Source organism: Pseudomonas guariconensis (assembly GCF_040822035.1).
Classification (GTDB): Bacteria; Pseudomonadota; Gammaproteobacteria; order Pseudomonadales; family Pseudomonadaceae; genus Aquipseudomonas; species Aquipseudomonas guariconensis.
Window position 1 is genome coordinate 4984623 of sequence record NZ_CP162012.1, and the last position, 21263, is coordinate 5005885.

The window sequence follows — 21263 nt, forward strand, 5'->3', positions numbered from 1 at the left end:
GCGCCAACCGATCGCTATAATGACGCCCCATTGCCGGTATAGCTCAGCTGGTAGAGCAACTGACTTGTAATCAGTAGGTCCCGGGTTCGATTCCTGGTGCCGGCACCATACGCAGTATCAAAAAAGGCTCACCTTCACGGTGGGCCTTTTTTATTTCCGCCATTGACGCCCATCAACCTCTCCCCCCGCATCTCCCTTAGCCTGAAATCCCCAGGCCAGAACGGAGCATGCGCCATGGCCAAGAAATTCCCACACAACCCCAGCCACCCCGAGCGCATCTGCTGGGGCTGCGACCTGTATTGCCCGGCAAAAGCGCTGGCCTGTGGCAATGGTTCTGAACGGACCCAGCACCCGGCGGAACTGTTCGGTGAAGACTGGGAGCGCCAGCCCCAGCAGAACCAGGCGCTACTGCCGCATGCCGATGACAAACCTTGAAATGCTTTCCCTCGATGCGTTATAGCTAAAAAGGCATTCATAAAGAAAAGAGGCACTACAAGCCCCCATGCACGAGATCACACGTATCTATCGGTCCCATGGCCCGCTTGCCGCTCTGCTTGGCAAGGCCACCGGGCCCTTCCCTGCCGTTGTCCGCTCTACCCTCGGCTGCTCTCCTCTCTCGACGCTGTTCCACACGCTGTCGATTCCACCTCGAGACATGCTGCTGGCGCACAAGCGCAAGCGCCCCGTGCCTCCACCTGCCTGCTGACACCTGAAGTCTTCACCCATCCACAGCCCTAGGCCTATTGCCGTTCGGGGTTGGGGAGGTTTTGCCTTTTTTCGTGTTTACAGGACATCCTCATGACTATTCGCGTTGCCATCATCGGCGCCGGCCCGTCAGGCCTGGCGCAACTGCGTGCTTTCCAATCCGCCCATGCCAGGGGCGCACCTATGCCCGAAGTGGTCTGTTTCGAAAAACAGGCTGACTGGGGCGGCATGTGGAACTACACCTGGCGCACTGGCCTGGACCAGCATGGCGAACCGGTCCACGGCAGCATGTATCGCTACCTTTGGTCGAACGGCCCGAAGGAGTGCCTGGAGTTCGCCGACTACAGCTTCGATGAGCATTTCGGTCGGCCGATTTCTTCGTATCCTCCTCGCGAGGTGCTGTGGGACTACATCCAGGGCCGAGTGAAGAAGGCCGGTGTGCGCCAGTACATTCGCTTCAACACCGTGGTCAAGGCCGTGCGCTTCGATGACCAGAGCCGCACATTCACTGTCACTGCCCATGACTACGCTCAGGGTCAGGGCATCGAGCAGGTGTTCGACTACGTGGTGGTGGCCAGCGGGCACTTCTCCACGCCGAACGTGCCGTCGTTCCCGGGCTTCGAGCGTTTTTCAGGACGCATCCTGCATGCCCACGATTTTCGCGATGCATTGGAGTTCGCCGGCAAGGACGTGCTGATCGTCGGCAGCAGCTACTCGGCCGAGGACATCGGCTCGCAGTGCTACAAGTACGGTGCCCGCTCGATCACCAGCGCCTATCGCACCCAACCGATGGGCTACCAGTGGCCCAAAGGGTGGGAAGAGCGACCGCAGCTACAGCGGGTCGAAGGCGACGTGGCGCACTTCGCCGACGGCTCCAGCAAGCGGGTCGATGCGATCATCCTGTGTACCGGCTACCAGCATCACTTCCCGTTCCTGCCTGACGAGCTGACCTTGCGCACCGACAATCGTCTGTGGCCGCTGGGCCTCTACCAAGGCGTGGTCTGGGAGGCCAACCCGCAGTTGCTGTATTTGGGCATGCAAGATCTCTGGTACAGCTTCAACCTGTTCGATGCCCAGGCCTGGTTCGCCCGTGATCTGATGCTTGGCCGCATCCAACTGCCGGACCAAGCCGCCATGCAGGCCGACAGTGCGCGCTGGCGTGCCGAGGAAGAAGCCTTGGAGAGCACCGCCTCGATGTACCAATTCCAGGGGCGCTACATTCAGCACCTGATCGGACAAACCGATTACCCAAGCTTCGACATCGATGCAGTAAACCGCATCTTCCTCAAATGGAAGCACGACAAGAAGCACGACATCATGGGCTATCGGGACCGCTCCTACCGTTCGGTGATGACCGGTACCGCTGCGGTGCCGCACCATACTCGCTGGCTGCAGGCGCTGGACGATTCGCTGGAGGAATACCTGCGCGAGACGGCAGAGCCCGGTGATGTGCAGGTCCTGAGGCAGGACAAGCGCTGACGCGCGCCCGCGACCGAACACAAGCCGCGCGCAGGTAATAGTCTTTTACCGAATCCCTTGGTTTTCCGCGCGCGGCCTTTGCCTATCCTAGTGCGGGTCATCCTGTCAGCGATGGACCCATGAAAGACGCGCTCCCCACCCGCTACGCCTGTCTGGCCGCCTGCCTGTTGTTCACCTTCGCCAGCATTCCATTTCTTGCCCAGCACAGCTGGCTCTGGCCGCTCACCCTGCTCACTGCCCTGCTCAGCCTGGTCGGTCTCAATGACCTGCGCCAGAGCCATCATGCCGTGCGCCGCAACTATCCGATCCTGGGCAACATCCGTTACCTGATCGAGACCATTCGGCCGGAGATCCGCCAGTACCTGATCGAGGGCGACGACGACAAGCTGCCGTTCTCCCGCTCGCAGCGCTCACTGGTCTATGCCCGCGCCAAGAACGAGAGCGCCGAGAAGGCCTTCGGCACACTCAACGATGCCTACAAGCCGGGCTTCGAATTCATCAGCCATTCGATGGTACCGGTGCAGACGCCCGACCCGGCGTCGTTTCGCATCGACATCGGTGGCCCGCACTGCCGGCAGCCGTATTCGGCGTCGATCTTCAACATCTCGGCCATGAGCTTCGGCGCGCTCAGCGCCAATGCCATCGGCGCCTTGAACAAGGGCGCGCGCCTGGGCCGCTTCGCCCACGACACCGGCGAAGGCAGCATCAGCCCTTACCACCGCCAGCACGGCGGGGATCTGATCTGGGAGATCGGCAGCGGCTACTTTGGCTGCCGTACCGAAGAGGGCCGCTTCGACCCGGTGCGTTTTGCCGAACAGGCGCGCGATCCCCAGGTGAAGATGATCGAACTCAAGCTAAGCCAAGGCGCCAAGCCCGGTCATGGCGGCATCCTGCCTGGGCACAAGGTCAGTGTCGAGATTGCCGCCACCCGTGGTGTGCGGGTCGGCGAGGACTGCATTTCGCCAGCCGCCCACAGTGCCTTCCACACGCCGCTGGAGCTGCTGCATTTCATCGCCCGCCTGCGTGAGCTGTCTGGCGGCAAGCCGGTGGGCTTCAAGTTCTGCCTGGGCCATCCTTGGGAGTTCATGGCCATCGCCAAGGCCATGCTGGCCACCGGGATCACGCCCGACTTCATCGTCGTCGACGGCAAGGAAGGTGGCACCGGTGCCGCACCGCGGGAGTTCAGCGACAACATGGGCGTACCCATGCGTGAAGGGCTGATGTTCGTGCACAACACACTGGTCGGCCTGAACCTGCGTGACCGCGTGCGTATCGGTGCAGCCGGCAAGATCGTCAGTGCCTTCGATATCGCCAGTACGCTGGCCATCGGTGCTGACTGGGTCAACTCGGCACGGGGTTTCATGTTCGCCATTGGCTGCATCCAGTCGCAGAGTTGCCACACCAACAAGTGCCCTACCGGCGTGGCCACCCAGGATCCGCTGCGCCAGCGCGCCCTGGTGGTGCCGGAAAAAGCCGAACGGGTGGCGAGCTTTCATCGCAATACCCTGCATGCCTTGGCCGAGATGCTTGCGGCGGCAGGCCTGGAGCATCCTTCGCAGCTCAAACCCAAACACCTGGCAAGGCGTATCAGCCCGAGCGAGATCAGCCTGTTTTCCCAGTTGCACCAGTTCCTCAAGCCCGGCGAATTGCTCAGCGGCTCGATCGAGAACGAGTTCTATGCGCGGATGTGGCGGATGGCCCGCAGCGACAGCTTCGCGCCGCAAACCGCAGACAGCGTTGCGCCAATGGCAGCGGTACGCCGAAAGGAAACAGCCCCGGCATGAGCCAGGGCTGTTCGGGACGCGAGTACGGGATCAGAAGACGTTGATCGGGTACTCGACGAAGACGCGGACTTCGTTACCGCTGATGTTGTACTCGCTGGATTTCTGCGAGACACGCAGGATGGAGCTGCGCAGTTTGACGCTCAGGTCCTTGGCTGCACCGCTCTGTACCACGTACTTGAGCTGGTTGAAGATCTCGCGCTCGGTACCGCCGGTGCTGGTCGAAGTGGTGATGTTATCGCCACGAACGTACGCAACGTTGTAGGTCAGGCCTGGAACACCGAAGGCGGTGAAATCAAGACCGTAGCCCAGCTGCCAGCTGCGCTCGTCTTCGGCGTTGAAGTCGGACCAGTAGGAGTTGGCCAGGAAGATGGTGCTGCCGCCATCGCCTACGCGGCGTTGGTCTTTCTGGTAACCGCCGTAGGCGTAACCCAGGTTGCTGTCGCCGGTCGAGCGCTGATGGGCCAAGGTGAACGAGTGCGGACCGGTGGCGAAGGTCGCTGCCAGGCTCCAGATCTTGTTGTCGTCGCCGGTGATACCGTTTTCGCGGACATAGGAGTTGTCCAGCTTGGTGCGGTAGCCGTTGAAGTCCAGGGTCAAGGACTGATCCTTGCTGATCGGGAATACGTAGTTGGCGCCCACGTATTGCTTCTTCAGCACGTCTTCGACATCGGAGGCATACAGCGCAGCAGTGAACTGGTCGGTGAACTTGTAGCTACCGCCCAACACGTTGATCGACTTCAGGCCACCGCTGTCACGACCTTCGGCGCTTTTGCGCGATTCAGCAGTGAAGCGACCGGCATTGAGCTCAAGACCTTTGATCTCCTTGGAGGTGATCAGGGTACCGGTGTAGCTTTCCGGGAGCAGACGCGCGTTGTCGTAGTTCAGAACAGGCAGCGTAGGCATCTGGTCACCGTACTTCAGTACAGTGTTGGAGACACGGAACTTGACCGCTGCGCCACCCTTGGAGAGGTCATCGGCAGCGTTGCCGCTGTCGCCTTTCTTGAAGAAGTCGATCCCTTGCGCGCCGGAGTGGCCCTTGCCGCCATCCAGGCGCACTGCGTACAGACCGAATGCATCAACACCAACGCCCACGGTGCCTTGGGTGAAACCGGACGAGAAAGTACCGATCGCCGCCTGGCCCCACTCGGATTTGTCCTTGTTGCCGTCCTTGTAGTCGCGGTTCATGTAGGCATTGCGCAGCAAGACGTTCAGCTGGCTGTCTTCAACGAAGCCCTTGCTTTCGGCCTGGTCGTTGGCCTGGGCCTGGGTCGCGGCGATCATCGCCAGAGCGACCAGGCTGATCCTGGTTTTCAACATCTTGTTTTCCTTATTTCTGAATTTTTAAACGCTCTGCAACCTGACGCCAGGAACCAACGCCCCTTCGTAGGTTCGACGCTATGCGGATCCAAAACTGAAAAAAGCCCGTCATGTGACATGCAGCGGGCTTTGTACAACAGCATGGCCAAGTCATGGCCAGCAGGCGTTGGGCGAATCCTAGCCCCGGCTGATTCGAGATGTCAAAAAATCGTGAAAGGCAGATGCTTATAACCAGATTCACGACAACAACCCGTGAATTTCTGGAGAAATCCGCACAGCATTAGGTTTTTTCCCTATGGCGCAGGCCCGTCCTGTGTTGCCATCTTGCGCTTCCAACGCTCGCGGTAGCCCCGAAAGTGGGTTGAATATTTTTTACAAATAGAAACACCTGTAAAGACAACACCTTACAAATTACCCAAGCGGCCATTAATAGCACTCGTTATCATTCGCACTCAATTTTCATTTATTGTTTTGCGGATTCTCAATGTCGGTACCCTCCCACCTTCCCTCTTTATCCTTTGGCCTGTCGCTACTGCTTGGAGCAAGCCTGGCCAGCGCCGCCACCACCACCCTGCCGGAGCTCTCGGTCACCGCCGACCGCGAGCGCGAAGACGACAATCCTCGGGTTCACGAAGTCAGCACGGCAACCCGCACCTCTACCCCGGTTCGCTACGTGCCACAGGCCATCGACACGGTGAAGACCCACAACGTCCTCGACTACGGCAGCTTCAGCCTGGGCAAGGCACTGGAGGGCATTCCCAACGTCAGCAGTGGTGCCGATACCCGCTTCGACAGCTTGCGCATCCGTGGCTTCGACGCCAGCAACGACTTCTATCTGGACGGCGTACGCGATGACAGCCAATACGTGCGCGACCTGCACAACATCGAACGGGTCGAAGTACTCAAGGGGCCAGCGGCGGTTCTCTATGGCCGTGGCAGCCAGGGCGGTATCGTCAACCGGGTCAGCAAGGCCCCGGAGCACGGCCGGCGCTCGAGCATCGAGGCCCAGGGCGGTAGCGAAGACCTGCGCAGCCTGTATGCCGATCTGAGCGCTGACCCGACCGATACCCTCAGCCTGCGCCTGAACCTCGGTAATGCCGACAACAACAATTTCCGCGACGGCATCGACGGCAGCCGCCAACTGTTCGCACCGTCCATGAGCTGGCAGCTGACCCCGCAGCTGAACTGGCTGGTGCAATACGAATACAGCCGCTACAACCGCACCCCCGACCGCGGCATTCCTGGCGATCCGCAGACCGGGCGCCCCGTCGATGTCAGCCGTCATACCACCTACGGTGATACCCAGCGCGACTTCATCGATGACCGTGCCCAGTCGCTGCGCTCGCGCCTGAACTACGAGCTCAATGACCAGTGGCAACTGCGCCATACGTTCAGCCTGTTCAATCTGGAGAGCGACTTCGACAACACCTACCTCACCGGCTACATCCCTTCCACCGGCCTGGTGAGTCGCCAGCGCTGGCAGCAGGACCTGAGCACTCGCAATCTATTCAATACCTTCGAGGCCGAAGGTCATCTGCAAACCTTCGATCTCGAGCACACCCTACTGGTGGGCCTGGAGCTGGGCGAACAGCGCCGCAATTCGTTGTTGCATCAAGGGGTCGGCGTGCCTTCCGTACCGCTGGGAGGCTCCAGTGGGCAACACCAGCACACCGGTGCGCTGAAGGTATCGAGTAACAACCACACCCGCGTGGAAAGCGCTGGCCTCTATGTGCAGGACCAGATACGCCTGAACGATCAATGGCAACTGCTGGCAGGCGTGCGCTTCGATCGCTTCGAGGTGCAGACTACGAGCAAAGTGAAGAACCTCACGGAAACCCAAGAGAGCACCAGCACCAGCCCGCGCGTGGGCGTGGTCTATTCCCCATGGCGCGAGCACTCGTTCTATGCGTCCTGGAGCAAGACCTTCTCACCGGTCGGTGGAGGCCTGATCGGCATCACACCTGGCGCTCCGGGCAATGGCAACGATGCAGGCCCTGAGCTCACTCGGCAAAAGGAGATCGGGGTCAAGAGCGATTGGTTCGACGAACGCCTGAGCACCACTCTCGCCCTCTACGAGCTGGAGCTGTACAACCGCCGTACCCGCGACCCGAACAACCCCGAGCTCATCCAGCTCAGCGGCGAGCAGCGCTCAAGAGGCATCGAATTGACTGTCATGGGCAATGTCACCGGCAACTGGTACGTGCGCGGCGGCATGGGGCTGCAGGATGCGACCATCGTCAAGGACAACAATGGCCAGCAAGGCAACCGCATCAACGATGTGGCCAAACGCAACGGCAGCCTCTTCGTCACCTGGAAACCAGAGCTCGGCTGGTACGCCGAAACCGGCCTGACGCTGGTAGGCGATCGATTCGCCGACAACCAGAACACCGTCAAGCTGCCCGGCTATGGCCGCTGGGATGCGCTGGCGGGCTACCGCACCCACGATTGGGATGTGCGCGCGGCCTTGAGCAACCTCACCGACAAGACCTACTACAGCTCGGCCACCAGTGCCAGCCAAATCCAGTTCGGTGATCCACGCAGCCTGGTGGTGACCGGTACCTACAGCTTCTGATTCAGGTATCCGATCTCGTCAGGCCAGCCAAGGCCGAAAAAAAACGCCACCGCGATAAACACGGTGGCGTTTTCGTTTGGGCGAGCGTGCACCCAATCAGTGCCAGACGGCCATCAACGCTTCCAGCTCAGCCTCGCTGATCAGGCCCTGCGGATATCGCCCATCCAGTAGACGCCGTGGATCGTCCGACTTGAAGCGATAGCCTCCATGGCTTTTCAACCATTGGGCCAGAATCTTGAGCGATTCGTGGTCCATCACCGAGGAAGGCATAGCCGACTCACTTGCTGCATTCATGTCCACACGTACTCCAGGTGCCGTGAGCGGCTAACTTACGTTGGTTTTATTACAGAACAGCAAAGCTGCTATCTGACTGAAACACCTGAAAAACAATACAAGACATATGCCATCGCCCCCCTCCGGTAATCGGCAGCCACAAAAAAGCCCGTCAATGGACGGGCTTTTTTGTGATCGGGGGTTTAGCGCTTGACCGGCGCCGGCTGTTGCTGGGTCAGGCAGTGGATGTTGCCGCCACCCAGAAGCAGCTCACGGCCTGGAATCATGACGACTTCGTGGTCCGGGAAGACCTTGGCCAGGATCGCTCTGGCCTGGGCATCAGCGGGGTCATCGAAGCTCGGGGCGATGATGCCGCCATTGACGATCAGGAAGTTGACATAGGAGCCGGCCAGACGCACGGACGGGTCACGCTCCTGGCTGCCAGCCACATGGTCGACGCCTGCGCACTCTTGCTCAGTGGCGTACAGCGGGCCCGGGATCGGCATTTTGTGCACGACGAATTCACGGCCTTTGGCATCGCGGCTGTTTTTCAATACCTCGTATGCGGCGTGGCAACGCGCATAGTTGGGGTCGTTGGAATCATCGGTCCAGGCCAGTAACACTTCGCCTGGGCTGACGTAACAGCAGAAGTTGTCGACGTGCCCGTCGGTCTCGTCGTTGTACAGCCCGTCCGGCAGCCAGATGATGGTTTCGACGGCCAGATGCTCACGCAGAATGTCTTCGATCTGCTCGCGATTGAGGTGCGGGTTGCGGTTGCGGTTGAGCAGGCACTCTTCGGTGGTGATGAGCGTACCTTCACCGTCCACATGGATCGAACCGCCTTCGAGTACGAAGCCCTCGGTGTGGTAACGCTGGCAGCGCTCCATTTCCAGGACCTTGGCCGCCAGTTCCTCGTCACGGTTCCAGGGCGCGTACAGGCCGCCGTCGAAGCCGCCCCAGGCATTGAAGCCCCAGTCCACACCCCGCACTTCGCCATGGTCGTTGATGACGAAGGTCGGGCCGGTGTCACGCACCCAGGCGTCGTCGTTGCTGATTTCCACCACGCGGATGTTGGGGACATCGAGCTGACGACGGGCGTTCTCGTACTGGCCGGCAGAGACGGCGACGGTAACCGGCTCGAAGCGGGCGATGGCCTTGGCCAGCGTCACATGCGCAGCTTGCGCCGGCTTGCCGCCCAGGCGCCAGTTGTCCGGGCGCTCTGGCCAGACCATCCAGACCTGGGTTTGCGGCGCCCATTCGGCGGGCATATGGAAACCGTCGGCACGCGGGGTCGAGTTGAGGGTTTTCATCGGTAACCTCTGCGAGGGCCCGGCGCCGACTGCGCCAGGTCATTGATAAAGAGGGCAGCTTACTCAGAAGCGGCCGTGCTTACACCATTATATACTCGATAAAAATCGAACTTAAAAGCTGAACGACAATTTATTTGGTCATAAAAAAGCCACCTAAGCCGATAACAATCGACTCAGGTGGCTCGATGACCTCGACTTAAAGCGCTTCGGACAGAATGCGGTCCACGCTGTCGACGAAGTAATCCACGCTCGCCCGGGTGGTGCACATGGGCGGCTTGATCTTGAGGATATTCAGGTAGTCCCCGGTGGGCTGCATGAAGATGCCCAGATCGCGCAGGCGATTGCACAAGGTCATGGTCTCTTCGGTGGCAGGCTCCAGCGTCTGGCGATCGCGCACCAGTTCAAGACCCAGGTAGAACCCGGAGCCGTGGGCAGCCCCCGCAAGTGGATGTTTATCGACCAATGCCTCCAGGCGCGCCTTGAAGTAACGGCCCACCTCGCGGGTGTTCTCCCAAAGGCCTTCCTCCTGCATGACATCCAGCACTGCCATGCCGATCCGGCAACTGACTGGGCTACCACCGGCCGATGAGAAGAAGTAACCCTCAGCCTCCAGGGCCTCGGCAATCTCCCGCCGGGTAATCACCGCGCCCAGTGGCTGACCGTTACCCATGCCCTTGGCCATGGTGATGATGTCCGGCACCACGCCCTGCTCCTCGAAGCCCCAGAAGTATTCGCCGAGGCGACCATAGCCGACCTGCACCTCGTCAGCGATGCACACCCCGCCCCGGGCACGGACCTTCGCGTAGGCCTCGCGCAGGTAGCCCGCCGGCAGCGAGATCCCCCCGGCATTGCCGTATACCGGCTCGCAGATGAATCCGGCCAGCTGCCGCCCCCGGGCATCGAGATCGGCCAGCTTGGCGTCGACATCCTGCAGGTAATCAGGTGCGCTGTCCGGCCCACGGAAACGCCCGCGGAAAGTGTTCGGTGCCTCCACCGGATGCACCCAGTCCGGCCGGGTTTCCAGCGCCTGCGGGTTGTCGGCGATGGAGGTGGAAATGGCGTCGGTAGCCACCGACCAGCCGTGATAGGCCTCCAGCACACTGAGCAAATCGCGCCCACCGCTGTAGGCCCAGGCCAGGCGGATTGCCAGGTCGTTGGCCTCGGTGCCGCTGTTGACCAGGAACACCCGGTCGAAGCCTTCCGGCGCCAACGCCAGCAGTCGCTCCGAGAACTCGGCTATCGCCGCATAGTGGAAGCGCGAGTTGGTGTTGACCAGCGACCACTGGCGCGCCGACTCGGCGGCCATGCGCGGATGCCCATGGCCCAGCACTGCGACGTTATTGAGCATGTCCAGGTAGGAGCGGCCCTGCATGTCGATCAAGTAGTTGCGCCAGCCCCGCTCGATATGGGGTGGCTGCGCGTAGTAGTGCTTCTGCGAGCGGGCAAAGCTGGCGTCACGGCGAGCCAGCAGGGCCTGGGCGTCGACCAAGGGCTCGGCGTCGCAATCGAAGCCCAGCAAGGCGCGGGGGGACGGGCACACCGCCAACCAGGCCTGGGCATGGGATGGTTTGACGAAGAACGGCGGCTGATGTTGGTGATCCCGGCTCAACTGGACGCTCAGGAAGCCGCAGGTCAGCCCCAGGGTCTGCCCCTTGGCCAATGCCTGGCCGTCCTGCGGCGCTTCTTCCAGCCCTGCCAGCCATAGGCTCCAGTCGGGTGTGCGCAGCCGACCACGGCCCTCGCCGGTGCGCTCCCAGACACCTGCCTGCGGTGCCTGCAACGCGGTGCCGGCGGGCACGTTCAGTTCCACACCCAAAGCGCAGGTGGCGGGCTCCTCGGGACGATCGATGTGCGTCTGTGACAACCGGTACTGCCCGTGCAGGGTGCACGCCGGCCCGGCCTGCCCGGTCAGCAGCCGCTGGTCGAAACCGGGCTGCTCCCAATTACCGGCTTCGCAATGAGGGCTGAGCACGCCCAGGTCGATGCGCGCCACCGCCTCGCCGGCCAAGGCCGGCATCAGCGGCGCACAGTCCGAAAGGGTCAGCGGCGCCAGGGCGTGCCCTGCGGCCTGGAGAATCGCAGCCTCCATCAGGGCAAAAGGCACGGCGCTGGCGGTGTCGAAGATTTCCCACTCATGGGCGATGTTGTCGAGGATGTACTGGTTGCCAGGCTCTACCTGCAACTGCTGTTCGCTGCTGAGCACCAGCACGGCCGCGCGCATCAGCACCAATGGCCACAAGGCTCGCAGCTCGGCCTCCTGCAGCGGATTGATCGCCTGGTACGCCTGGATCGCCGGCAGGATACGCAGCGGGTCGCCTTCGGCGTGGTGCAGCAGGGCAGCACAGGTCACGGACAAGTCGGCGATACGCCAGGTACGCACCAGATCGCCGAAGTCGATGACGCCCTGCAATTGCCACTGGCGCCCGGCATCACGCGCCCAGACCGCATTGTCATCGGTGATGTCCAGGTGCACGGCCTGGGCCGGCAGGTCATCGGCCAATGGCTGCAAGCGTTCGGCGGCCAGCCCGGTGAGTTGCTGCACACGGGCTCGACGGGACGGGTCTTGCAGTACCGGCAGCAAATGCTCGATCAGTGCCTTAGCGTGGCGCGGGTCCCACTGCAGGGTGCGCTCGAGGCCGGGATGATCGAAATCGGCCAATGCCCGGTCGACACGCGCGCACAGCTCGCCCAGTTCAGCGATCAGGCGCGGCTCCATGTGTTTGAGACGCGTCAGTGGCTGGCCCTCGATGTAGTCGAGCAGGCGCACCCGCAAAGACTGGCCATCGATGTCCACCGCTAAAAGATCCTGGCCATCGCCTGCCCGACGCACGGCCGGCACTGGCAAGCCTTGCTCCCGCAGGTAGGCGAGTGCCGCGTGCTGCGCTTCGAGCTCCACCTGCGCATAGCTGGCGTGGCAGGCCTTGAGCACGAAGCGGCCTTGTTCGCTGTCGAGCAGTAGGTTCAGGTCCTGCTGACTGCCCAACGGCTGCAAGGGTCCGTCCAGGTCGTAGTGCGCGCGCAGCAGGGCATGGGCCTGGGCTTCGCTCAGCGAAGGGTTGGGCTGGCGGGAACGCTGGATCAGGGTGCTCAAGGGCATGGAGTGGAACCTCGGTTTTTTTGTCGCTTATATCGCCACTGCTGCTGCCGATATACAAGAGGCTGGCGATAAAAGCCTTGGTTACAGCAAGGCAGTTCCAAACTGTCCGGCCTTGCCGGACAATGCCGCCGCACGAACAAAGGGCCAGACCGCAGCGACCCGGCCGACACGCTAAGCTCCACTGGAGCTTCCTTCAGACCAGAGGTTCTTTCAGATGCGAATTCTCGTCACCGGTGGCGCCGGTTTCATTGGCTCTGCCCTGATCCGCCACCTGATCGACAATACCGAGCACGAGGTCCTGAACCTCGACAAACTCACCTACGCCGGCAACCTGGAGTCGCTGCAACGCATCGCCAGCAATACCCGCTACGAACTCGTCCAGGCCGATATCGCCGATGCGGCTACGGTCAGCGCCGTGCTGGAGCGTTTCCAGCCCCACGCGATCATGCACCTGGCCGCCGAATCCCACGTGGACCGCTCCATCGATGGCCCGGCGGAGTTCATCCAGACCAACATCGTCGGCACCTACACCCTGCTCGAAGCCACCCGTGCCTGGTGGAGCCGCCTGCCATCGCAGGCACGCGCGGCGTTTCGCTTCCACCACATCTCTACTGATGAGGTCTACGGCGACCTGCATGGTGCACACGACCTGTTCACCGAGACCACGCCCTACGCGCCAAGCTCGCCCTATTCGGCAAGCAAGGCAGCGTCCGATCATCTGGTACGCGCCTGGCACCGGACCTACGGGCTGCCTGTGCTGGTTACCAACTGCTCGAACAACTACGGCCCGTACCACTTCCCCGAGAAGCTCATCCCACTGATGATTCTCAGCGCCCTCGCCGGCAAACCGCTGCCGGTGTACGGCGATGGCCAGCAGGTGCGCGACTGGCTGTACGTCGACGACCACGCCCGTGCCCTGCTCAAGGTGGTGACCGAAGGCCAGGTCGGCGAGACCTATAACATCGGTGGCCACAATGAGCAGAAGAACATCGATGTCGTGCACGCCATCTGCGCGCTGCTCGAGGAACTGGCGCCTGAACATCCGGCGGGCGTGGCCCGCTACACTGACCTCATCACCTTCGTCCACGACCGCCCAGGCCACGACCTGCGTTATGCCATCGACGCCAGCAAGATCGAGCGGGAGCTGGGCTGGGTACCGGAAGAGACGTTCGAGAGCGGACTGCGCAAGACCGTACAGTGGTATCTGGACAACCTCCAGTGGTGCCGCCATGTCCAGGATGGCAGCTACCAGGGTGAGCGCCTGGGACATTCCAATTTCAAGGACCTGATCGCATGAGCAAAGGCATCGTACTGGCGGGGGGCTCCGGCACCCGCCTGCATCCCATCACGCTTGGCGTTTCCAAGCAGCTGCTGCCCATCTACGACAAACCGATGATCTACTACCCGGTCTCGGTGCTGATGCTGGCCGGCATCCGTGACATCTTGCTGATCTCCACCCCCCGGGACCTGCCACAGTATCGTCAGTTGTTCGGCGACGGCAGCCAGTTCGGCCTGCGTATCAGCTACGCCGAGCAACCCTCCCCCGACGGTTTGGCCCAGGCCTTCCTGATTGGCGAGCAGTTCATTGGCAACGATCCGGTGTGCCTGATCCTGGGCGACAACATCTTCCACGGTCAAAGCTTCACCGAGCAGCTGACCCGTGCGGCCAGCCATCCCACGGGCGCGACGGTGTTCGGTTACTGGGTCAAGGACCCGGAGCGCTTCGGTGTGGTCGATTTCGACGAGCAAGGTCGAGCACTCTCGATCGAGGAAAAGCCTGCCGAGCCCAAGTCCAGCTATGCCGTCACCGGCTTGTATTTCTACGACAACGACGTGATCGAGATCGCCAAGGGCCTGCGCCCCTCCCCTCGTGGCGAGTTGGAGATCACCGACGTCAACAATGCCTACCTCAAACGCGGCGACCTGCGCGTGGAGCGTTTCGGTCGTGGCTTCGCCTGGCTGGACACCGGAACCCACGAGAGCCTGCTGGAAGCCTCGCAGTACGTGCAGACCATCGAGAACCGCCAAGGCCTTAAAGTTGCCTGCCTGGAAGAAATCGCCTACCAGAAAGGCTGGATCACCCGCGAGCAGCTGCTGGCCAAGGCAAACGAACTGAAGAAGACTGGTTACGGTCAGTACCTGAGCAAAATCGCCGAAGAGCCCGCATGAACATCATCCACACCGACATCCCCGACGTGCTGATCATCGAACCCAAGGTGTTCGGCGACAGCCGGGGTTTTTTCCTCGAGAGCTTCAACGCCAGGGATTTCGCAGCTCACACCGGCCTGGACATCACCTTCGTCCAGGACAGCCACTCCTATTCGCGCAAAGGCGTGCTGCGCGGCCTGCATTATCAGGTCGAGAATACCCAGGGCAAACTCGTGCGCGTGGTGCGCGGCGAGGTCCTGGACGTGGCCGTCGACGTACGTCGCAGTTCCCCTACCTGCGGCCGCTGGGTCGCCGCGCGCCTGTCGGCCGAGAACTTCCGCCAGATGTGGGTGCCGCCAGGGTTCGCCCATGGATTCGTGGTACTGAGTGAAGAAACCGAGTTCCTCTACAAGACCACCGACTACTACAACCCCGCAGCCGAGCGCTGCATCCGCTGGGACGACCCGACCCTGAACATCGACTGGCAACTGCAGGCGCCGCCGCAGCTGTCGGCCAAGGACCAGCTTGGCAAGCTGTTCAGCGAGCTCGACCTGCTGCCATGAAACCATTGAAGATACTCGTTTGTGGCCATAACGGCCAACTCGCCCAAGCCTTGCGCCCGCAGTTGACCGACCTGGGCGAGGTACTGCTGCTCGGACGCGACCAGCTCGACCTGGCCAATCCCGAGCAACTGCGTGAACCGCTGCGCCGATTGGCCCCCGACCTGATCATCAACGCCGCCGCCCACACCGCAGTGGACCAGGCCGAGAGCGAGCCGGAGCTGGCGTTCGCCATCAACGCCGAAGGCCCGCGCGTGTTGGCCGAGCAAGCAGCGCGACTTGGCGTGCCGCTGATCCACTACTCCACCGATTATGTCTTCGACGGCGACAAGCCCACTCCCTACACCGAGGCGGACACACCCAACCCGCTGGGCGTCTATGGGCGCAGCAAGCTGGCTGGCGAACAGGCCATCAGCGCGGTGGGCGGCAAGCACCTGATCCTGCGCACCAGCTGGATCTACTCGCGGCATGGGCGCAACTTCCTGCTGACCATGCAACGCCTGCTGCAAGAGCGCCCGCAGCTGCGGGTGGTCGACGACCAGGTCGGCGCGCCGACCTGGGCCGGCACCCTTGCCGTCAGCACCCGCGCACTCATCGAGCGTTGGCAGGCAGGCCAGGCCGGCGCCTGGGGCCTCTACCACCTGACAGCGCAAGGCGAGACGTCCTGGTTCGGCTTTGCCCAGGCCATTGCCGAACACCTGCGTGCCCAAGGCCTGCCCTGCGCCGAGTTGCTGCCGATCCCGTCCAGCGAGTACCCGACACCTGCGCGCCGGCCGCTGAACTCGCGCCTGGACTGCTCGCGCCTGGCCCGTGAGTGGCAGGTCCAACAACCGCACTGGCACCAAGCGCTGATCGACTGCCTCAAGTAGCGCATAATTGCGCCAGATCCTTCTGGCGCATCCCTTGATGATTTCGACCTCCACGCCTCCACGCCGTCCCCGCTGGCGCAGCCTCGCCCTGCTGGCCCTGTGCCTGGCTCCTCTGCTCTGGCCGCTGCATCACCTGGCCGAGCGTTACTACCAGGAGGAACTGGCCTCACAAAACCGCCAGACCCTCGACCTCTATGTCGCCAACCTGCTGGGCACCCTGCACCGCTACGAGACCTTGCCGCAGATCCTAGGCGACCTGCCAGCCCTGCGCGGTGCGCTCCACGACCCGTTCAAGACCGAAGCGGTGACCAACGCCAACCGCCTGCTCAAGGAGATCGTCGAGCAAACCGGCGCCGAGGTCATGTATCTGATGGACGTCAGCGGTAATACCCTGGCCGCCTCCAACTGGGACAAACACGACAGCTTCGTGGGCCGCAACTTCGCCTTCCGGCCGTACTTCCTCGAAGCCATGCAGGGGCGCCTGGGAAGATTCTTCGGCCAGGGCACCACCTCGGCCAAGCGTGGCTATTTCTTCGCCGCTGCCGTGCACGAGCGGGACAAGATCGTCGGCGTGCTGGTCGTCAAGGTTGACCTGGACCACACCGAAACCCTGTGGGGTCGCACCCCAGAGCAACTGCTGCTCACCGACCAGAATGGCGTGGTGGTGCTGACCTCGCGACCTGACTGGCGCTTTCGCGCCACCCGGGCGCTGACCGCCGCCGAGCGCGAGGCGATCATCGCCATCCAGCCCTACCCGACCCAGGCCCCGCAGCCGCTCAACCTCGACACCGCTGCCTGGCTGATCCAGACCCGCAGCATCAACGAAACCGGCTGGCAAGTCAGCATCCTTGCCCCGCGCACGCTGGTCGACCGCTCCGTGCAGACGGTCATGGCCATCGGTGCGGCCGCCTTGCTGGTGCTGATGCTGCTGGCAGGCCTGGTGATGCAGCGCCGACGCCACTACATCGACCGTATCGACTTCGAAGCCCGCGGCCGCCAGGAGCTGGAAAAGCGCGTAATGGAGCGCACCGCCGACCTCGAAGGCCTCAACACCCGTCTGAAGAAGGAAGTACTTGAGCGAGAACAGGCCCAACAGGAGCTGGTCCGCGCTCAGGACGAGCTAGTCCAGGCCGGCAAGCTGTCGGTGCTGGGCACCATGTCGGCCAGCATCAGCCATGAGCTCAACCAGCCATTGGCCGCTATCCGCAGCTATGCCGAAAACGCCGAGATCCTGCTCGATCATCAACGCATCGAAGATGCCCGTGGCAACCTCAAGCTGATCGGCGAGCTGACCGGGCGCATGGCCTCGATCATCACCCACTTGCGTGCCTTCGCCCGTCGCGACCGCCACGCCCCGGAAAGCGTCGCCCTGCAACCGGCGCTCGATGACGCCCTGGCGTTGCTGGCCAAGCGCCGCCGGGCCATGGCCGTGGAGCTGGTCCGCGACCTACCCGACGCCACACTCTGGGTCCAGGCCGGCGAAACCCGCCTGCGCCAGGTGCTCGGCAACCTGCTGGCCAACGCCCTCGACGCCCTGACCGAGAAAGCCAACCCGCGCAAGCTGTGGCTCAGTGCCGAAACCCGCGACGGCTACGTCTACCTGTACATCCGCGACAACGGCCCAGGCTTCAGCAGCCAGGCCCTGGAGCACGCCAAGGAACCCTTCTTCACCACCAAGACCCGCACCCAAGGCCTGGGCCTGGGCCTGGCGATCTGTGAAAGCCTGATGCGAGCCCTGGGTGGCGAACTGCTGCTCGGCAACCACCCGGAAGGCGGCGCACTGCTCACCCTGCAGCTGCGCGTGGCCACGCCCGGCGCGAACCTGCAACCTTCGGAGGACCCCTCGGCATGACGACCGAGACACTCATCGACAGCCGCACCCAGGTCATCCTGGTGGACGATGACCCGCACCTGCGCCAGGCCCTGGGGCAGACCCTGGACCTGGCCGGCCTGAAAGTCGTGACGCTGGCCGACGCCCAGGGCTTGGCCGAGCGCATCGCTGCGGACTGGCCTGGCGTGGTGGTCAGTGACATCCGCATGCCCGGCATCGATGGCCTGCAACTGCTGGAGCAACTGCATGGGCGTGACAGCGACCTGCCGGTGCTGCTGATCACCGGCCACGGCGATGTGCCGCTGGCCGTGCAGGCCATGCGCGCCGGGGCCTATGATTTTCTCGAAAAGCCCTTTGCCAGCGATGCCCTGCTCGACAGCGTACGCCGCGCCCTGGCCTTGCGCCGTCTGGTGCTGGACAACCGTAGCCTGCGCCTGGCCCTGAGCGACCGCCAGGAGCTGTCCACGCGTCTGGTTGGCCAGTCGCCGGCCATACAGCGCCTGCGCGAGCAGATCGGCGCCCTGGCCGCCACCCGCGCGGACGTGCTGATCCTCGGCGAGACCGGCGCCGGCAAAGAGGTGGTGGCCCGTGCGCTGCACGACCTGTCGAGCCGCCGCGAGGGGCCTTTCGTGGCGATCAACGCCGGTGCCCTGGCCGAGTCGGTGGTCGAGAGCGAGCTGTTCGGCCATGAACCCGGCGCCTTTACCGGCGCGCAGAAGCGCCGCATCGGCAAGTTCGAGTTCGCCAATGGTGGGACGTTGTTCCTCGATGAAATCGAAAGCATGAGCCTGGATGTGCAGGTCAAGCTGTTGCGCCTTTTACAGGAGAGGGTGGTGGAGCGCTTGGGTGGCAACCAGCTCATCCCATTGGACATCCGCATCATCGCCGCCACCAAGGAAGACCTGCGCCAAGCCGCCGACCAAGGGCGCTTTCGCGCCGACCTGTATTACCGCCTGAATGTGGCACCGCTGCGCATCCCGCCGCTACGCGAGCGTGGTGACGATATCCTGGTGCTGTTCCAGCACTTCGCCGATGCCGCCAGCGCACGCCATGGCCTGCCGGCCCATAGCCTGCAACCGGCCCAGCGTGCCCTGCTGCTGCGTCACGACTGGCCAGGGAACGTGCGCGAGCTGCAGAACGCTGCGGAGCGCTTCGCACTGGGTCTGGAGCTGGCCCTCGACGGCCAGGCGCCCAGCACTCACACAGCCCACGAAGCTGAGCGCAGCGGCACGCTCAGCGAACAGGTCGAACAGTTCGAGCGATCATTGATCGCCGCCGAGCTGGCCCAACCCCACAACTCCCTGCGCAGCCTCGCCGAAGCCCTCGGCATCCCGCGCAAGACTCTGCACGACAAGCTGCGCAAGCATGGCCTGAATTTCGAAGGCGGCGCCAGCGGACACGACGATCAGGAGGAAACCCGCCCATGACCACCGACAGCCAGTACCTGCAGTCCGTACTGCACAGCGACATTCCCCTGACCCGGGAGATGGGCATGGAAGTCATTGGCTGGGAGAACCACTGCCTGCGCCTGCAATTGCCGTTGGCGCCCAACGTCAATCACAAGAGCACCATGTTCGGTGGCAGCCTGTATTGCGGTGCGGTGCTGGTGGGATGGGGCTGGTTGCACCTGCGCTTGCGTGAGCTGGGAATCGATGACGGGCATATCGTCATCCAGGAAGGCCAGATCAGCTACCCGCTGCCGGTAACCGACACGGCCGTGGCACGCTGCGAAGCACCGGAAGACAATACCTGGGAGCGTTTCGTGGCGATGTACCAGCGCCGCGGACGGGCTCGCCTGACCCTCGAGACGATCGTCTGCAACGCGGGCAGCGATGAGCCCGCCGTGAAGTTCAGCGGACAATACGTGTTGCATCGCTAGGCTTGCCGCTGCCGGGGGACGCCTTGCGTCCCCAAGGACTCAGCGACCGATCGCCGCTGCCAGTTGCAACAAGGCCGGGCGCCACGCAGCCGCGCCAGGCAAGGCCAGGAAAAATTCATTGAGCAGGGTTTCACGCGCCGGGTAGCGGAACGGCTGGCCATCCAGCCCGATGACCTCGCCCCCGGCACCTTCCAACACACCCTGGGCAGCAGCGGTATCCCACTGGGAGGTCGGCGCCAGTCGCGGATAGCAATCCGCGGCCCCTTCGGCCAACAGGCAGAATTTCAGCGAACTGCCGACATTGGCCAGTTCAAGCTCGCCAACGGCGCTGCCCAGCCCGCCCAACAGCGCTTCCTGCTGAGGGCTGGAATGTCGCTTGCTGGCGACCACCGTGAAGCGCCCGCCCTCCGGCGGTTGCCGACGCACCCGGATCGATTCGGCAGAACCATTCACCTCGGCGCGCCACGCGCCCAGCCCCCGGCCGCCGAAGTAGCAGCGGCCATTGGTCGGCATCGCCACCACACCAAACACCACTTCGCCCTCCTCGATCAAGGCGATGTTGACAGTGAACTCCTCGCTTCCGGCGATGAACTCCTTGGTGCCATCGAGCGGGTCGACCAACCACCAGCGGCGCCAGGCCTGGCGCTCGGCCAGCGGAATCTCGCAGTCCTCCTCCGACAGCACCGGGATATGCGGGGCCAGCACCTGCAAGCCGTCCGCGATGACCTGATGAGCGGCGAGGTCGGCAGCGGTCACCGGCGAGTCATCAGCCTTGGCCGTCACCGCCACATCGGCGCGCCAGAACGGCAAGATCGCCTCACCCGCCAGACGGGCCAGTTTCACGACTTCGTCCATCAATTGCTGATCGTTCATACGCTGAGCAACCCCCGCTGGATCATCAGGTCGCGGGCCAGGTACAGCGCTGCGAGCGCCCGGCCTTCGGAGAATTGCGGATGCATGGCCAGCGCCGACAGTTCACGCAAATTGACCTTGTCCACGCGCATCGGCTCGGGCTCGTCTCCTTCCAGACGTTCTTCGTAGAGATCGGTGGCGAGTACCACCTGGATCTTCTGGCTCATGTAGCCAGGCGAGAGGGACAGCTCGGTGAGATGCTCCAGTTGGCGCGCGCCGAAGCCGGCTTCTTCCTTGAGCTCACGGTTGGCTGCGGCCAGCACGTCCTCGCCAGGCTCGATCAGGCCCTTGGGCAAGGACAATTCATACTCATCGGTGCCACCACAGTATTCTTCCACCAGCACCGCGTGCTCGGCATCGAGCATGGCCACCACCATCACCGCGCCGTAGCCATTGCCGCGACCGACCAGGCGTTCGTAGGTCCGCTCGGTACCGTTGGAAAAACGCAACTGCACGGCTTCGACGCGGAACAGACGGCTGCTGGCGACGATCTCGCGGGCGAGGACGGTGGGTTTCTGGCGCATGGG

At 62.9% G+C, this 21263-nt stretch carries 18 protein-coding genes and 1 tRNA gene; 13 read left to right on the plus strand and 6 right to left on the minus strand.

Annotated features, from left to right (window positions below; translation table 11 throughout):
* Positions 1-32: 32 nt before the first annotated feature.
* From AB1N67_RS23185 to AB1N67_RS23200, 4 genes are all read left to right on the plus strand, one after another.
* Positions 33-108, plus strand: a tRNA-Thr gene (locus tag AB1N67_RS23185).
* A gap of 126 nt (positions 109-234) precedes the next feature.
* Entirely contained in the window at positions 235-435 is a 201-nt protein-coding gene (locus AB1N67_RS23190; protein WP_043210996.1) for a DUF3079 domain-containing protein, read from the plus strand.
* Between the two features lie 363 nt (positions 436-798).
* A complete protein-coding gene (locus AB1N67_RS23195; RefSeq protein ID WP_367863411.1) occupies positions 799-2184 on the plus strand; it encodes a flavin-containing monooxygenase in 1386 nt (461 codons plus the stop codon).
* 119 nt (positions 2185-2303) lie between these two features.
* Entirely contained in the window at positions 2304-3968 is a 1665-nt protein-coding gene (locus tag AB1N67_RS23200) for an FMN-binding glutamate synthase family protein (RefSeq protein WP_250034160.1), read from the plus strand.
* Between the two features lie 30 nt (positions 3969-3998).
* On the opposite strand, the gene AB1N67_RS23205 is transcribed toward AB1N67_RS23200, so the two are convergent.
* Positions 3999-5285: an OprD family porin gene (locus tag AB1N67_RS23205; protein WP_043208349.1), complete on the minus strand. Its 1287-nt coding sequence runs from the start codon at positions 5283-5285 to the stop codon at positions 3999-4001.
* A gap of 484 nt (positions 5286-5769) precedes the next feature.
* On the opposite strand from AB1N67_RS23205, the gene AB1N67_RS23210 reads away from it, so the two are divergent.
* Entirely contained in the window at positions 5770-7857 is a 2088-nt protein-coding gene (locus AB1N67_RS23210; RefSeq protein ID WP_367863412.1) for a TonB-dependent receptor, read from the plus strand.
* A gap of 96 nt (positions 7858-7953) precedes the next feature.
* Here AB1N67_RS23210 and AB1N67_RS23215 read toward each other — a convergent pair whose 3' ends face one another.
* The 3 genes from AB1N67_RS23215 to AB1N67_RS23225 all read right to left on the minus strand — a co-directional run bounded on the left by AB1N67_RS23215 (position 7954) and on the right by AB1N67_RS23225 (position 12537).
* Positions 7954-8151 carry a hypothetical protein gene (locus AB1N67_RS23215; RefSeq protein ID WP_043208344.1) on the minus strand — a complete coding sequence of 66 codons (198 nt, stop codon included), beginning with the start codon at positions 8149-8151 and terminating at the stop codon, positions 7954-7956.
* 182 nt (positions 8152-8333) lie between these two features.
* On the minus strand, positions 8334-9440 hold the full coding sequence (gene aguA / locus AB1N67_RS23220; RefSeq protein ID WP_043208342.1) for an agmatine deiminase: 1107 nt from the start codon (positions 9438-9440) through the stop codon (positions 8334-8336).
* A 196-nt stretch (positions 9441-9636) separates the two neighbouring features.
* The gene (locus AB1N67_RS23225) at positions 9637-12537 is read right to left on the minus strand and encodes an aminotransferase (RefSeq protein ID WP_367863413.1); all 2901 of its coding nucleotides are present in this window, start codon (positions 12535-12537) and stop codon (positions 9637-9639) included.
* Here AB1N67_RS23225 and AB1N67_RS23230 point away from each other — a divergent pair.
* From AB1N67_RS23230 to AB1N67_RS23265, 8 genes are read left to right on the plus strand one after another with little or no spacing between them, the layout of a single operon-like run.
* Entirely contained in the window at positions 12536-12712 is a 177-nt protein-coding gene (locus AB1N67_RS23230) for a hypothetical protein (RefSeq protein ID WP_180962687.1), read from the plus strand. The genes AB1N67_RS23225 and AB1N67_RS23230 overlap by 2 nt on opposite strands.
* A 39-nt stretch (positions 12713-12751) precedes the next feature.
* Positions 12752-13834 carry a dTDP-glucose 4,6-dehydratase gene (gene rfbB / locus AB1N67_RS23235; protein ID WP_102081114.1) on the plus strand — a complete coding sequence of 361 codons (1083 nt, stop codon included), beginning with the start codon at positions 12752-12754 and terminating at the stop codon, positions 13832-13834.
* On the plus strand, positions 13831-14706 hold the full coding sequence (gene rfbA, locus AB1N67_RS23240) for a glucose-1-phosphate thymidylyltransferase RfbA (RefSeq protein ID WP_043208337.1): 876 nt from the start codon (positions 13831-13833) through the stop codon (positions 14704-14706). The genes rfbB and rfbA overlap by 4 nt, the downstream gene beginning before the upstream one ends.
* Complete coding sequence (gene rfbC / locus AB1N67_RS23245; RefSeq protein ID WP_043208335.1) at positions 14703-15248, plus strand: dTDP-4-dehydrorhamnose 3,5-epimerase; 546 nt, start codon at positions 14703-14705, stop codon at positions 15246-15248. The genes rfbA and rfbC overlap by 4 nt, the downstream gene beginning before the upstream one ends.
* Positions 15249-15253: 5 nt before the next feature.
* Positions 15254-16114 carry a dTDP-4-dehydrorhamnose reductase gene (gene rfbD, locus AB1N67_RS23250; protein ID WP_367863882.1) on the plus strand — a complete coding sequence of 287 codons (861 nt, stop codon included), beginning with the start codon at positions 15254-15256 and terminating at the stop codon, positions 16112-16114.
* Positions 16115-16151: 37 nt separating this feature from the next.
* Positions 16152-17966, plus strand: a complete 1815-nt coding sequence (locus tag AB1N67_RS23255; protein ID WP_043208333.1) for an ATP-binding protein — start codon at positions 16152-16154, stop codon at positions 17964-17966.
* On the plus strand, positions 17963-19372 hold the full coding sequence (locus AB1N67_RS23260; protein WP_070572010.1) for a sigma-54 dependent transcriptional regulator: 1410 nt from the start codon (positions 17963-17965) through the stop codon (positions 19370-19372). Before AB1N67_RS23255 ends, AB1N67_RS23260 begins: the two co-directional genes overlap by 4 nt.
* The gene (locus AB1N67_RS23265; protein ID WP_367863414.1) at positions 19369-19824 is read left to right on the plus strand and encodes a YiiD C-terminal domain-containing protein; all 456 of its coding nucleotides are present in this window, start codon (positions 19369-19371) and stop codon (positions 19822-19824) included. Before AB1N67_RS23260 ends, AB1N67_RS23265 begins: the two co-directional genes overlap by 4 nt.
* A 39-nt stretch (positions 19825-19863) precedes the next feature.
* On the opposite strand, the gene cysQ is transcribed toward AB1N67_RS23265, so the two are convergent.
* The gene (gene cysQ / locus AB1N67_RS23270; RefSeq protein WP_367863415.1) at positions 19864-20697 is read right to left on the minus strand and encodes a 3'(2'),5'-bisphosphate nucleotidase CysQ; all 834 of its coding nucleotides are present in this window, start codon (positions 20695-20697) and stop codon (positions 19864-19866) included.
* Positions 20694-21260 carry an ADP compounds hydrolase NudE gene (nudE, locus tag AB1N67_RS23275; RefSeq protein WP_043208324.1) on the minus strand — a complete coding sequence of 189 codons (567 nt, stop codon included), beginning with the start codon at positions 21258-21260 and terminating at the stop codon, positions 20694-20696. Before nudE ends, cysQ begins: the two co-directional genes overlap by 4 nt.
* Positions 21261-21263 lie beyond the last annotated feature (3 nt).